Origin of the sequence: Bradyrhizobium sp. ORS 375, from assembly GCF_000239775.1 — a bacterium.
Lineage (GTDB): Bacteria > Pseudomonadota > Alphaproteobacteria > Rhizobiales > Xanthobacteraceae > Bradyrhizobium.
The window spans coordinates 30,821-44,007 of record NZ_CAFI01000401.1; the positions used below are offsets into that span (position 1 = coordinate 30,821).

Sequence of the window (13,187 nt, forward strand, 5' to 3'; positions counted from 1 at the left end):
ATGCGCCGGCTGCTCAGGATCGTTCGAGCCGTTATTTTTCTCATCCTCGCGGTGGGCGCGGCGTTGCTTGCGGTCGTGCTGGCCAACACGTTTCACCAGGGGTCCCGGCAGCTCGAGGTCGCGGCGCTGCCGAAGGCCAGCGTCGATGCCGGTGCCGCCGCGCAGCGGCTCGCGGAGGCGGTTCGTTTCCGCACCGTCTCGAGTCCCGACGATCCCGAGCTGAACGCCGAGGCTTTCGTGGCGCTCAAGGCGCATATCGAAGCGAGCTTCCCGGCCTTCCATGCGGCCGCGGCACAGGAGGTCGTGGCCGGGCACAGCCTGCTGTACACGTGGCGAGGCAGCGACGCGGCGGCCAAGCCGATCGCGCTGCTCGCCCATCAGGATGTGGTGCCGATCGCGCCGGGCACCGAGCCCGACTGGGCCGTGCGGCCCTTTGCCGGTGTCGTCAAGGACGGCTTCGTCTGGGGCCGCGGCGCCTGGGACGACAAGGGCAATCTGTATGCGATGCTCGAGGCGGCCGAGGCGCTGATCAAGGCCGGCTTCCAGCCGAGGCGCACGATCTATTTCGCCTTCGGTCACGACGAGGAGGTCGGCGGCGTCAGAGGGGCCAAGGCGATCGCGGCCGTCCTCGCCGCCCGCAACGTGCGGCTGGACTTCGTCGTCGACGAGGGCCTGCTGATCTCGGAGGGCGGCATCAAGGGCCTCGACAAGCCGGCCGCGCTGGTCGGTATCGCCGAGAAAGGCTATGCGAGCCTGGTGCTGACCGCCAAGGCCACGCCGGGCCATTCCTCGATGCCGCCGCGGGATACGGCGATCGGCATGATGAGCGCCGCGCTGGCCAAGCTCGAGGCCAACCGGCTGCCGATGCGAATCGACGGCACGGTCGGCGAGATGTTCGCTGCGCTGGCGCCGGAAATGAGCGGCATCAACCGCGCCGTGCTGTCCAATCTCTGGCTGACCAAGCCGCTGCTGTTCGGCGAGTTCGCCAAGAGCGGTCCGACTGAGGCGATGGTGCGCACCACGACCGCGCTGACCATCTTCAATGCCGGCGACAAGGACAATGTGCTGCCGGGCAACGCCTCCGCAACCGTCAATTTCCGATTGCTGCCGGGCGACACCGAGGCTGGGATCATCGATCACATCAGGCAGACCGTGGCCAACGACCGCATTTCGATCGCAGCGTTGCGCGGCAACCGCGAGCCGCCGCCGGTCACCTCGACGACCAGCCCGGCCTATCTGCTCGTCAACCGCACCATTCGCGAGATCTTCAATGACGCGGTGGTGGCGCCCGGCCTGATGATCGCCGGCACCGATTCGAGCCACTATGCGGGCATTGCCGACAGCATCTTCCGCTTCTCGCCGCTCCGCGCGACGACCGAGGATCTCAAGCGCTTTCACGGCACCAATGAGCGGCTGTCGGTCGAAGGCTATGCCGACATGATCCGCTTCTATCGGCGGCTGCTGGAGACAGCCGCCGGTCCGGCCTAGACCGAAGGCTTCGGCAGCCCGGCGATGGCGCAGGCGGCGCGCAGCGTGTTCACCAGCAGGCAGGCCACCGTCATCTGGCCGACGCCGCCCGGCACCGGCGTGATCGCGCCGGCCACTTCGGCCACCTCGGCATAGGCGACGTCGCCCACCAGCTTGGTCTTGCCCTCGGGCGTCGGGATGCGGTTGATGCCCACGTCGATCACGGTCGCGCCCGGCTTGATCCAGTCGCGCTTCACCATTTCCGGACGGCCGACGGCGGCGTAGACCAGATCGGCGCGCGCAGTCAGCGCCGGCAGGTCGCGCGAGCGCGAATGCGCGATCGTCACCGTGGCGTTCTCGTTCAACAGCAGCTGCACCAGCGGGCGTCCCACCAGGTTGGAGCGGCCGATCACGATCGCATTCATGCCCTCCAGCGAGCCGTGCACCGTCTTGCTGAGGATGATGCAGCCGAGCGGCGTGCACGGCGCCAGCGCCGGCTGACCGCCGGCGAGGCGGCCGGCATTGTGCGGATGCAGGCCATCGACGTCCTTGGCCGGATCGATCGCGTTGATGACGACGTCGGTCTCCAGCCCCTTCGGCAGCGGCAGCTGCACCAGGATGCCATGCACCGACGGGTCCTGGTTGAGCTTGGCGATCAGCGCCAGCAACTCGGCCTGCGCGACGTCGGCGGGCAGCTTGTGCTCGAACGAGGCCATGCCGGCGGCCTGGGTCTGGGTGTGCTTGCTGCGGACATAGACCTCGGAGGCGGGATCGTTGCCGACCAACACCACGGCGAGACCCGGCGTCAGGCCATGATCGCGTTTGACCCGCGCGACCTCGCCGGCCACCTGCGCGCGCAGGTCAGCGGCGATGAGTTTTCCATCGATGATGCGCGCGGTCATGTCTGGTCCTCTGACTGTTCGTTTGCCGCGGGCCGCGCGAGCGCCGCCCGTCTCAAGATTTTCCGGTCGGCTTATGGTCTGCCGTGAGGCCGCGCAAGGCCTGATCCAGTGCGGAGGCGTCGCCATCGATGGCGACCTGCTTCAGCCGCGATGTCGTGCCGGAAGTGATTCGCACCGCCTTCTTGGTCACGCCGATCGCCTTGGCCAGCAGCTCGGTGACGGCGCGATTCGCCTCGCCGCCATCGGCAATCGCGCGCACCCGCACCTTCAGCACCTGACGCCCGTCGGACAGCGTCTCGATGCCGTCGATGGCGTCGCGGCCGCCGCGCGGGGTGACCCGCAGAGCGACGGTGATGCCGTCAGACGTTTGGCGCCACGGCATCGCGGTTGCCGCCGTCAGCGGACTACGGAACGAACGGCAGGACGTAGCGCTCGAGATAGATCTCGATCAGCAGCAGCAGGAAAAACAGGATGATCGGCGAGATGTCGAGCCCGCCCAGGTTCGGCAGCCGCCGCCGGATCGGGCCCAGCGCGGGCTCGGTGATTCGGTAGAGGAATTCGCCGATGGTCGCGACCGCGCGGCTGCGCATGTTGACGACGTCGAAGGCCACCAGCCACGAGAAGATCGCCGCCGCGATCAGCAGGTATCGGTAGAACTGGATGATCAGAATCAGAACGATGACGATGGGCTGCATAGGCTCAAACTGTCCGCGGCGGATGGGGGGCGCTGCTGCGGTAGATATCGGTTCCCCCCTGCGCAAACAAGGGAAGCCGCCCGTCAAGGCTAACAGGCGATGTGAGCGTTCTTGACTTGGCCAGGGCACCGACTGTAAATGGCGCCCGATCTGCCGGCCGCCTTCCCAATCTCGTGCGGCCGCATGACCAAGCCGTCGGACTGTCTCGGACTGTCAAAGTCGTGACTTGGGGCCATAGCTCAGCTGGGAGAGCGCATCGTTCGCAATGATGAGGTCGGCGGTTCGATCCCGCCTGGCTCCACCACGCTTCGCCCGTCGGGCTACGCGTGGCGCAGCCACGCAGTGCCCGACGGGCGAAGCGTGGTGCCCGGCGTAGCCACTTGGCGAAGCCGGGCTGGCTTAGAACTAACATCCAATCATCCTAAGCCGATCGTCCGAAGATCCCCGCCCGCTACTCCGCCGCCTCCGCCATCGCCGCGACCGGCTGCCGCTTCAACCATCCGTCCAGGAAATGCGCCAGCCAGATCCGCTCCGCCGCATCGTGCACGGCGCGGCCCTCGAAATGATGATGCCGCGGGCAGGCGCCGGGCGTGTCCAGGCGGGCATGGCCGCGGGTGGTCCAGCGGCACATCATCGCGTAGGTGACGTCGGGGTGGAACTGCAATCCGGTGGCGTTGCCATATTGATAGGCCTGCACCGGAAAGTCGCCGCCCTCGGCAAGCAGGTCGGCACCGGCGGGCAGGTCGAAACCCTCGCGGTGCCAGTGATAGACGTGATCAGGCCAATGCGGGCACAGCTTGCGTCCTGCGCGCGTCGGCCGGATCGGGTAGTAGCCGATCTCGGCGCGCCCTAGCGGATGCGGTCCCACCGTCGCGCCGAGCTGGATCGCCAGCATCTGCGCGCCCAGGCAGATGCCCAGGAACGGCCGCTGCTCGCGCAGCGGCACCTCGATCCAGTCGATCTCGCGGCGAACGAAATCGTCCGGATCGTTCGCGCTCATCGGGCCGCCGAAAATGACGGCACCTGCATGCGCATCGAGCGTCTCCGGCAGAGCATCGCCGAAGCGCGGCCGGCGAATGTCGAGCGGGTAGCCGCGCGCGCGCAGCGCGTTGCCGATCCGGCCGGGGCTCGAGGTTTCCTGATGCAGGATGATGAGGACGGGCCGATGCGGCGCAGCCGCCGCCGGCGTCGGGTGGAGATGGCGAACGTCCGCCTGGGCGGTCCCGTTCGGTTGCAGCGAAGGGTTTTGCCTGAGCATCACCTGTCGATCATAGCTAAGCGAAGGTTAACGGCGCGTGAGCAAGTCGATAGGGCATCAAGCAAGCGCCGGGCCAGCGCGATCAACTCCGCTTCAGCTGCAGCCGTCCGACCGCGTCGAGGATGAAGCCGCGCGGGAACCAGCGCAGCAGGAACGGCACGATCTTGATGCCAAGGCCCGGCAGCACGACGCGCTTGTCGGCCATCAGGCCGCGATAGCCGGCTTCGGCGACCGCCGTCGGCGACACGTTGAGGATCACGGAATCGACACCTGGCTTGAAGCCGGCGCGGTCCTGGAATTCCGACGGCACCGGCCCCGGGCACAGCACCGTGACACGCACGCCATGCGGCGCCAGCTCCTTGCGCAGCGCCTCTGTGAACGAGATGACATAGGCCTTGGAGGCGTAATAGACCGCCATCCCGGGCCCGGGCAGGAAGCCGGCCACCGAGCCGAGGTTCAGGATGCCGCCCTTGTTGCGGATCAGCTGGTCGGAAAACCGCAGCGACATCTCGGTCAGCGCGCGCACATTCACCGCGATCATGTCGAGCTGCTCGGCGCGGTCGAGCTGCACCGCCTTGCCGAACAGGCCGAAGCCGGCATTGTTGACCAGATATTCCAGCTCGACGCCGGCCGCCGCCAGCGCGCCCTGAATGGTCGCGCCGGCATCGGGCGAGGTCAGATCACAGGGGATGACGAGCGGCGCCGGGCCGCCCTTGGCGGTGATCTCCGCGGCGAGCGCCGCCAAGCGGTCCTCGCGCCGCGCCGTGAGCGCCAAACGGTGTCCGTTCGCGGCGAATACCCGGGCCAGCTCGGTCCCGATCCCCGACGATGCACCCGTTACGAGCGTGACACGTTCACCCACGATTCCTGCTCTTCGATCACATTTCGAACATCAGCCGATTGCGGCGGACGAGAGCATAGGCAGCGGGGAACATGCAAGCCGGCGGAAATGCGGCGCGGCGCCCATCTTACGGAATAACGACGGATTCACATAGGTTTACTCGACGATCGGTTCCCTGGAACAAAATTAAAGTTTGTTCATCCAAGTTCCCCAGCGTGGGAATTTTTGGGCGGATCTGGCTCAGGCTGGATTGTCCGGCCGCCGCGCCGCTACCCGGTGCTTCAGGTCGACCCGGTCGGGGGTCGAGATCCCGAGCAGCTCCGAGGCGCGCCACACCACATTGTCCTCGAACTCGGTCACCTTGCCGTCGGCATACACCAGCTCCCACATCATCTCGACGATGCGCAGTCGCCCGGCCTCGTCGACCTCGCGCATGATCACGCTGGTGAAGCGATAGAGATCGACCGCCTCGCCCTCGGCCAGCATCGCCTGCGCGATCAGCCGGTCGGCGCTGCCGTGATCGAGCCCGAAACGCAGCTCGATCAGGCCATGCAGCTTGCGGCGCTCGGCCTCGCTCGGCTCGCCGTCCAGCGAAATCACGTGGATCAGCAGTGCGGTCGCCGCCAGCTGATAGCCATTGTCGTCGAACGCCGGCGTCTCCTGCGGCGAAACGACGTCGGCGATGAATTGGCGCAATCCTTCGAGCATGGCGTCCTTCGCGCTGGTGTCCCGGGTCCTCAGCCGGCCCGCCCCCTCAATATGCGAACCAGTGTCGGATCCGGCAATCCGCCGGATCGCTTCGCGCGCATGACATTTCGGTAAACTCCGTCGACTCGCACGCGCGGCCGCTCAGCGTGGCGTGATCCGGAACAGCGGCGAGCGGTCGGGCTGGGTGGTGACAACGCCGACCGGCATCACCGGCGCGCGGTCGACGAGCTCGATCCGGAACGCGCCGACCAGCCGCGCCAGCGCCAGCACCGCCTCGACCAGCGCGAAATGCGCCCCGATGCAGACGCGCGCGCCGGCGCCGAACGGCAGATAGGCGAAGCGCTCCGGCGGCGGCGCGCCGGGCAGGAAGCGCTCGGGCATGAACGCGTTGGGCGCACGCCACAGCCGCTCGTGCCGGTGCAGCAGCCAGGGCGAGATCAGCACCACGTCGCCGCGCTTCACCTGAAAGGCCGCGATCTGGTCCGGGCCGCTGGCGGCGCGTGCGATCAGGAACGCCGGCGGATACAGCCGTAGCGTCTCGTCGACGACGGCGCGGGTGAACGGCAGTTGATCCGGATTGCTGAGGTCGCTCGCAGCGCGCGCCTCCTGCGCCAGCTTCTCCTGATTGGCCGGGTCGAGCGCGATCAGATACAGCGCCCAGAACAGCGCCGTCGCGGTGGTCTCGTGGCCGGCGAGGATCATGGTCGCGACCTCGTCGGCGAGCTGCGCATCGCTGAACGCCGCGCCAGTCTCGGGATCACGGGCCGCACCCATCAGGTCGAACAGGTCGCGCGGCGGCCCATCCTCCAGCTTGCCGGCGGCGCGGCGCTCGGCCATCAGCATTCCGACGAATGCCGTCCAGCGCTTGCGGAATCGCCGGCGCGCGAAATCGCGCGGCGTCGGCCAGGACAGCGGCAGCACGATGTCGAGCAGATGCGGCGCCGCCAGCCGCGTTCCATACTCGAACACGAAGTCGCGCAAGGTGGCGCCGTGGCGGCCCATCTCGAACGAGAACATCGTGCGCCCGGCGATGTCGAGCGTCATGCGCTGCATGATCTCGCGCAGGTCGAGCGGCTGGCCGCATTGCTGCTGCAGCCGGGCGATCGTCTCGTCGGTCACCGCGACCATGTGCGGAATCAGGCCTGAGACGGCGCGGGGCGTGAAGGCCGGCGCCAAGGTGCGGCGCTGGTGCTTCCACGCCTTGCCCTCGGCGATCAGCAGGCCCTCGCCCAGCACCGGCCGCAGCACGCGGATGGCGCCGACGGTGCGGGCGTAGTTCTCCCAATTGTCGACCAGCACGTGCTTGATCGTCTCGGGAGTGTTGAGGATGTAGCTCGAGCTGCCGAAGAAGCGGCCGCGGACGATCTCGTCCTCATAGGCGCGCTGGCTCCAGGTCGAGATCGCATTCTCGCCCATCAGCAGCACGCGGCGCAGGGCGCCCATGCTGTCCGGCGCGCGTGGCGGCATCGGGGGCACGAGCGGCGATCGCACTTGCGGCAGATAGTGAACGTCGGCGGTGCTCATGCGTGGCCTCGCGATCCCAGGAGGTGCAGCCGATGACCGAACGATGACCTCGATGCAGCGCTCGCAAATCCGCCGACGCAGGGTGAGACGAAGCGCCACGAACCATCGGATCGTGAACGACACCTCATGGCGAAGGTCGTTGCGCCCCCTGCCTTCTCACCCGGGAGGGAGAGCGCGATCGGGCGCTCTCCTTGACTGTTGCGTATCATCGTACTCCAGCAACTAATTAGTCAGCTCGATCAGCGCAATCCTACTTTCCGATGCGGGCCAAAGCCGGGCGGTGATGCGTTCCTCGTTGAACAGTCCGGTGACGCTGCGTCCGATGTCGCCCGCCGGCAGCCGCAATGTCGTTGCTGCATCCGTCGGTACTCCCTTCTGTACGTCGGCAGGTTCCTTGCCGTCGAGCAGCACGATGTCGCGGGGCAGGCCGAAATAGCCGCGCGGCCTCGTCATGATGACGATGGCGCCGGCGCCGGCATCGGCCTGGCCCAGCGGCCGCGCGGCGCGCAGATGCACGACCTCGGACGAGCGCGGGAACGGCGAGCGGTAAAAATGCGTGATCGGTGCGCCCGGCTGCGTCAGCACGATCTCGATAGAGGAGCTCGAATCGATCTGTGCAGGACCCCAGCGTCCGTCGGCGCCGGTCTGGCCGCGGTACACCGGCTCGCCCTGGCGCGCGCCGGTCTCGCCCGAGACGCGATAGACTTCGACACTGGCGCCGGCGACGGGCCGGTTGGTCGGCGCACCGCCGGGCGTTCCCGTCACGAGCCCGCTGATGCGCACCTCGCTTTCCGGCTGGATCGCGATGAACGCAGGCTCGCGGCCGGCGATGAACTTGTAGATCTCGCGGAACGCGCGCGGATGGAACGCGACCTCGCGATGATCGAGCGCGCCGATCACGAGGTTGGTCGCGCCTTTCAGCGCCGGCCCCTCGGCGGTGATCCCGGTGGGCACGCCGGGCTTGCCGACCAGGCGGCCATCGGCCTGCGCATATTTGTCCAGCCCGTCGCTGCGCAGCGTGAGGAACGCGGTGCCCGGAATGACCTCGCTGTCGCCGGCGTTCAGGCTGCGCAAGAACGGGCCGCGGCCGTTGAACTCGCTGCCCGGGCTGTCGTCCCAATCGAACACGCCGTGATTGGGCGTGCCGCACAGTACGGCATGGCTGACATCCGCGCCGCCTCCATTCTTCACGACGTTGCGGATGGCATTGCCGCCGCGCGAACTGCCGACCAGCGCGACGCGCGCGGCGCCCGTGCGCTCCTTCAGCGCCTTGATCGCATCAATGAGCTCGCGGCGCTGGTCGTCCGTCGACGAGCGGTTCGGCTGCGCCACGGCGTCGTCATTGCGGGCCAGCGGATCGGTGAAGTTCAGCGCGGCGAGGCGCGCGCGCGGCACGCCGTTGGATTCCATCCGCCACAGCGATGTCATCCACAGCGCCGCGTGATCGCCATTGCCGTGCACGAACAGCACCGGCGGCATGTCACCGGCCGGCGGCGTGGCCGCCGTTTGTGCTGATGCAGGTAAGCTCAGACCGCTCGTCAGCAGCGGCAGGGTTCCCATGCTCTGCAGAATGGTGCGGCGCGTCAGCTTCATCGGCGGTCCTCCGTCTCGTTCATTTTGTGTTCGTTGGCCACGGTCCATGATCGGGATCGAGCACTGGACAGCGGCAGACATTCGCAGGCATCACATACGTCCGGCCGGAATCAAGCGATAGTTCAATGCGACGGCGTTGGACGCGAACTGGGGACGTGGACGGACCTGCATGAATGCGCCGCAGAAACGAGAGCTGTTCGCCGCGGAGAGCATCGCCGCGCCGCTGAAGCACACGGTGTTCCGCCGCATCTGGCTGGCGAGCCTGCTGTCGAATCTGGGCCTGTTGATCCAGGCCGTCGGCGCCGCCTGGGCGATGACGCAGATGACCTCGTCGGCCGACAAGGTGGCGCTGGTGCAGACCGCGCTGATGCTGCCGGTAATGTTCATCTCGATGCCGGCCGGCGCTGTCGCCGACATGTACGACCGGCGCATCGTCGCGCTGGTCTCGCTCGCCGTCGCGCTCGGCGGGGCCACGACCCTGACGGTGCTGGCCTGGTTCGGCCTCGTCACGCCCGAGCGCCTGCTGGCGCTGTGCTTCGTGATCGGCAGCGGCATGGCGCTGATGGGCCCGGCCTGGCAGTCCTCGGTCAGCGAGCAGGTGCCGCCGGAAACGCTGCCGGCCGCGGTCGCTCTCAACGGCATCAGCTACAACATCGCGCGCAGCTTCGGTCCCGCGATCGGCGGCGTCATCGTTGCCGCTGCGGGCGCCGTCGCCGCCTTCGCCGCCAACGCGCTGCTGTATCTGCCGCTGCTCGCAGCGCTGTTCCTGTGGCGGCGCGTGGTCGAGCCGAGCCGGCTGCCGCGCGAGCCGCTCAACCGCGCCATCGTCTCCGGCGTCCGCTACATCATCCATTCGCCTTCGATCCGCATCGTGCTGATCCGCACCCTGGTCACCGGCATCATCGGCGGCTCGATCTCGGCGCTGATGCCGCTGGTGGCGCGCGATCTGCTGCATGGCGGCGCGCAGACCTACGGCATCATGCTCGGCGCGTTCGGCATGGGCGCCGTGGTCGGCGCGCTCAACATCGGCGAGATCCGCAAGCGGCTGTCGGGCGAGGCCGCGATTCGCACCTGCGCGCTGACCTTGGGAGCCGCGACGGCGGCGGTGGGGTTGAGTAGCGAACCTGTCCTGACCGCCGCGGCGCTGGTCATTGCCGGCGCCGTCTGGATGCTCGCGGTGGCGCTGTTCAACATCGGCGTGCAGCTGTCGGCGCCGCGCTGGGTCGCCGGCCGCGCGCTCGCCGCGTTCCAGGCGTCGATCTCGGGCGGCATTGCGATCGGCAGCTGGGGCTGGGGCCGGCTCACCGACGCCGCCGGCGTCGAGGTCGCGCTACTGGTCTCGGGCGCGCTGATGATGGTGTCGCCGCTGCTCGGCCTGTGGCTGCGGATGCCGCCCATCGGGGCCCGCAATGAGGATGGCGAGACGCTGGCCGATCCCGAGGTCCAGCTGACGCTGACGCCGCGCTCCGGCCCGCTGGTGGTCGAGATCGAGTACCGCGTCGCCGAGGACAACGCCCGCGTCTTCCATGATCTGATGCAGGACGTGCAGCTCAGCCGGCAGCGCAACGGCGCCTATGGCTGGTCGATCGCGCGCGACATCGCCGATCCCGAGCTGTGGACCGAGCGCTACCACTGTCCGACCTGGATCGACTATCTGCGCCAGCGCAACCGCTCGACCCGAGCCGAGCGCGAGCTGCACAAGCGCGCGATCGATTTCCATATCGGCGCCGATCCCGTGCGCATCCGCCGCATGCTGGAGCGCCCGTTCGGCTCGGTCCGCAGCCGCGACGACATCGACCGCACCGCAGAGCAGGCGCCGGCGGTGGCAAGCGCAGCACGCAGCGGGCCGTAGCTGGTCGATCTTAGCTCGTCGACATCGAAGCTGAGGGACGACTGCTCTCACCGCGTCATTCCGGGGCAATCGTCAAAGCGCAGCTTTGGCGATTGAACCCGGAATGACGGCGGGGGTGGCACGGCGAGTCAGAGCTCTGGGCTGCGCAGGCGAATCCGCACGTGCGATTGAGATCACGGCCTACTGTCCGTGCTCGGTCAGCACCTTGTCGCAGGCCTTCGACAGCTTGGCGCGGTGCTCCTTGAGGCACGCCAGCACCGCTTGGTCGCCGTTGTTCATGACCGCACGGCAATACCGCGACACGTCGCGCGCGCAGGCATCCTGACCGGGCTGCTGTTGGGCCGAGGCCGCCGAGGCCATCAGGACCAGGGGGATGACGACAAAGAATTTGCTCATGACCGACGCCTCCCGGCATTGAGGATTGGCGGCGCTTTTAGTGGTCACAACCGAGCCTCGCAAGCGCCTCGGTCGCAGCCGAGGCGCGTATTCTCGGGCTGGGAGCCGCAAATTCAGTTCGCGTCGCCAGCCTCGGCGACCTTGCCGCCGCGCTTGAGGACCTCCTTGTCCAGCACCGTCCGGCAGCCGGAGGAGAGCGAGGAGCGGTTCTTGATCATGCAGGCGGTGATCGCCGGGATGTTCGGGATCTCGCTGCTGCACAGGCGGAAGGCGTCGCCGGTGCACATCTGCTGCGCCTCGGCGCTGAAGGCGAAGCTCGTGCGCGACGCGACGGTCGAGAGGGTGGCGGCGGCGACAACCGTCAGAGCGGCGGCGCGCAGGAGATTGAAGGTCTTCGTCATGGCTGGCTCCCATTGGTCCGCATCAGCGCGGGCCCCGTGTTCAATGTCCCCATCATGGCCGGCTTGCTCTCTAGCAACAGTGACGCGGGTCACGCCAGATCGGGCCCTTCAACCCCGGCCATCCTGGCTCGCGCAGCCCCGAGGCCGCGGCGACATGTCGCTCCGGCGAATGACCGATGTGGCGTCCGCATGGTCCTGGAAATGTTCGCCGATCCTGGCGGTGTTGGGACCGCGTTAACGTTTCGTTGGCACTAATGGAAGCTGATTGAAGGGCCGGATGCCGTCGTGTCCGTCCATCGCGTGTCTCGCGTTTTCGGGAAGAGTAACCATGCGTAATGCGTTAGGCTTGCTGTTGGCCACCGTCGTCGCGGCGCTGGCGATCACCGGTGTCTGGTATTGGGTGTCGAAGCCGAATGCCGCCAAGGCCGCCGCGCAGAGCGCCGCGGCAAAGCCGTCGGATCTTCCCCCGCCGGCTCCTGCGAAGGTCGCCGCCAAGGGTGCCAAGGACGACGTCGAGTATACCGGCACCGTGCCGGCGAAGCCCGCGGCGTCCGCCGCCGCAGCGCCGGTGCAGCCGAAATCGACCTGCGCCAATCCGGATGCGCTCGGCATCTCGCGCACCGTCGTGGTCGATACGACCGGCGGTCCGGGCTTCGGCCTCGATCATTTCAAGCAGTTCGACTTCCTCGCCGACCGCGAGGTTGTGCTGACCTTCGATGACGGCCCGTGGCCGGTCAACACGCCGGCGGTGCTGAAGGCGCTGGCCGACGAGTGCACCACCGGCATCTTCTTCACCATCGGCAAGCACGCGACCTATCATCCGGAGATCCTGCGCCAGGTGCAGGCGGCCGGTCACGTCGTCGGTGTGCACACCTGGTCGCACGTCAATCTCAACGGCAAGAAGATGACCGACGAGACGGCGAAGGAGGAGCTGGAGAAGGGCTTCAGCGCGGTCAAGTTCGCGCTCGGCAACAATCCCGCGCCGTTCTTCCGCTTTCCGCAGCTGCAGCACCGCCCGTCGGCGGTGGCCTATCTCGGCAGCCGCAACGTTGCGATGTTCTCCTGCGACGTCGACAGCTTCGACTTCCGCTCCAAGGATGCGGACCAGGTCGTCAACACGGTGATGACCGGGCTCGACAAGAAGGGCAAGGGCATCATCCTGATGCACGATTTCCAGAAGAACACCGCGCTGGCGCTGCCGACCCTGCTGCGCCGGCTGAAGGCCGGCGGCTACAAGGTGGTGGCGATGAAGCCGAAGGGCACGCTCGACACGCTGCCGCAATATGACGCGATGGTCGGCCAGGATCCCAAGCTGCCGACGACGATGACCAATGCGCGGCCGATCTCCAGCGTGATCCAGACCGTCCAGCAGTGACGGCGCTCTCTCTCTGAGACGCGAAGGCCGGGCAGCAGCCCGGCCTTTTTCGTCTGGTCTGGCGCCTCACCAATAGATGCCGTGGCGGTGCAGCTCGCGCACGATGCGGGCCTCGGTCCAGCCTTTGCTCCGCGGCTTGGACGCGCGCGCCGATTTCGATCGCCGCGACGAGGTC

At 67.7% G+C, this 13,187-nt stretch carries 13 protein-coding genes and 1 tRNA gene; 4 read left to right on the forward strand and 10 right to left on the reverse strand.

The genetic code is table 11. The features are described 5' to 3' along the window. Window positions 1–1,488 carry a M20 family peptidase gene (locus BRAO375_RS26870; RefSeq protein WP_035642418.1) on the forward strand — a complete coding sequence of 496 codons (1,488 nt, stop codon included), beginning with the start codon at window positions 1–3 and terminating at the stop codon, window positions 1,486–1,488. Here the strand turns inward: BRAO375_RS26870 and folD are convergent. From folD to BRAO375_RS26885, 3 genes are read right to left on the reverse strand one after another with little or no spacing between them, the layout of a single operon-like run. After that, entirely contained in the window at window positions 1,485–2,369 is an 885-nt protein-coding gene (folD, locus tag BRAO375_RS26875; RefSeq protein ID WP_009030584.1) for a bifunctional methylenetetrahydrofolate dehydrogenase/methenyltetrahydrofolate cyclohydrolase FolD, read from the reverse strand. The two genes, BRAO375_RS26870 and folD, sit on opposite strands and share 4 nt — an antisense overlap. A 52-nt stretch (window positions 2,370–2,421) precedes the next feature. Beyond that, a complete protein-coding gene (locus BRAO375_RS26880) occupies window positions 2,422–2,751 on the reverse strand; it encodes a DUF167 domain-containing protein (protein ID WP_009030585.1) in 330 nt (109 codons plus the stop codon). A gap of 22 nt (window positions 2,752–2,773) precedes the next feature. Continuing rightward, entirely contained in the window at window positions 2,774–3,064 is a 291-nt protein-coding gene (locus BRAO375_RS26885) for a YggT family protein (protein WP_009030586.1), read from the reverse strand. A gap of 228 nt (window positions 3,065–3,292) precedes the next feature. Between BRAO375_RS26885 and BRAO375_RS26890 the strand changes: the two genes are divergently transcribed. Continuing rightward, a tRNA-Ala gene (locus BRAO375_RS26890) sits at window positions 3,293–3,368 on the forward strand. 147 nt (window positions 3,369–3,515) lie between these two features. Here the strand turns inward: BRAO375_RS26890 and BRAO375_RS26895 are convergent. The 5 genes from BRAO375_RS26895 to BRAO375_RS26915 form a co-directional block, all read right to left on the reverse strand. Beyond that, window positions 3,516–4,322: a glutamine amidotransferase gene (locus BRAO375_RS26895; RefSeq protein WP_009030587.1), complete on the reverse strand. Its 807-nt coding sequence runs from the start codon at window positions 4,320–4,322 to the stop codon at window positions 3,516–3,518. Between the two features lie 82 nt (window positions 4,323–4,404). Continuing rightward, complete coding sequence (locus BRAO375_RS26900; RefSeq protein WP_009030588.1) at window positions 4,405–5,184, reverse strand: SDR family NAD(P)-dependent oxidoreductase; 780 nt, start codon at window positions 5,182–5,184, stop codon at window positions 4,405–4,407. A gap of 219 nt (window positions 5,185–5,403) precedes the next feature. Next, window positions 5,404–5,871 carry a tellurite resistance TerB family protein gene (locus BRAO375_RS26905; protein WP_009030589.1) on the reverse strand — a complete coding sequence of 156 codons (468 nt, stop codon included), beginning with the start codon at window positions 5,869–5,871 and terminating at the stop codon, window positions 5,404–5,406. A gap of 141 nt (window positions 5,872–6,012) precedes the next feature. Beyond that, the gene (locus BRAO375_RS26910) at window positions 6,013–7,395 is read right to left on the reverse strand and encodes a cytochrome P450 (RefSeq protein ID WP_009030590.1); all 1,383 of its coding nucleotides are present in this window, start codon (window positions 7,393–7,395) and stop codon (window positions 6,013–6,015) included. A 222-nt stretch (window positions 7,396–7,617) separates the two neighbouring features. Further along, window positions 7,618–8,988, reverse strand: coding sequence for a hypothetical protein (locus tag BRAO375_RS26915; RefSeq protein ID WP_009030591.1), 1,371 nt, complete (start codon window positions 8,986–8,988; stop codon window positions 7,618–7,620). A 169-nt stretch (window positions 8,989–9,157) separates the two neighbouring features. Here BRAO375_RS26915 and BRAO375_RS26920 point away from each other — a divergent pair, with 169 nt between their 5' ends. After that, on the forward strand, window positions 9,158–10,840 hold the full coding sequence (locus BRAO375_RS26920; RefSeq protein ID WP_009030592.1) for an MFS transporter: 1,683 nt from the start codon (window positions 9,158–9,160) through the stop codon (window positions 10,838–10,840). Between the two features lie 180 nt (window positions 10,841–11,020). Here the strand turns inward: BRAO375_RS26920 and BRAO375_RS26925 are convergent, their stop codons facing one another. Both BRAO375_RS26925 and BRAO375_RS26930 read right to left on the reverse strand, forming a co-directional pair. Continuing rightward, the gene (locus BRAO375_RS26925; protein WP_009030593.1) at window positions 11,021–11,236 is read right to left on the reverse strand and encodes a cysteine rich repeat-containing protein; all 216 of its coding nucleotides are present in this window, start codon (window positions 11,234–11,236) and stop codon (window positions 11,021–11,023) included. Between the two features lie 113 nt (window positions 11,237–11,349). Continuing rightward, window positions 11,350–11,637, reverse strand: coding sequence for a hypothetical protein (locus BRAO375_RS26930; protein ID WP_009030594.1), 288 nt, complete (start codon window positions 11,635–11,637; stop codon window positions 11,350–11,352). A 328-nt stretch (window positions 11,638–11,965) separates the two neighbouring features. Here BRAO375_RS26930 and BRAO375_RS26935 point away from each other — a divergent pair, with 328 nt between their 5' ends. Beyond that, entirely contained in the window at window positions 11,966–13,012 is a 1,047-nt protein-coding gene (locus BRAO375_RS26935) for a polysaccharide deacetylase family protein (RefSeq protein ID WP_009030595.1), read from the forward strand. Window positions 13,013–13,187 lie beyond the last annotated feature (175 nt).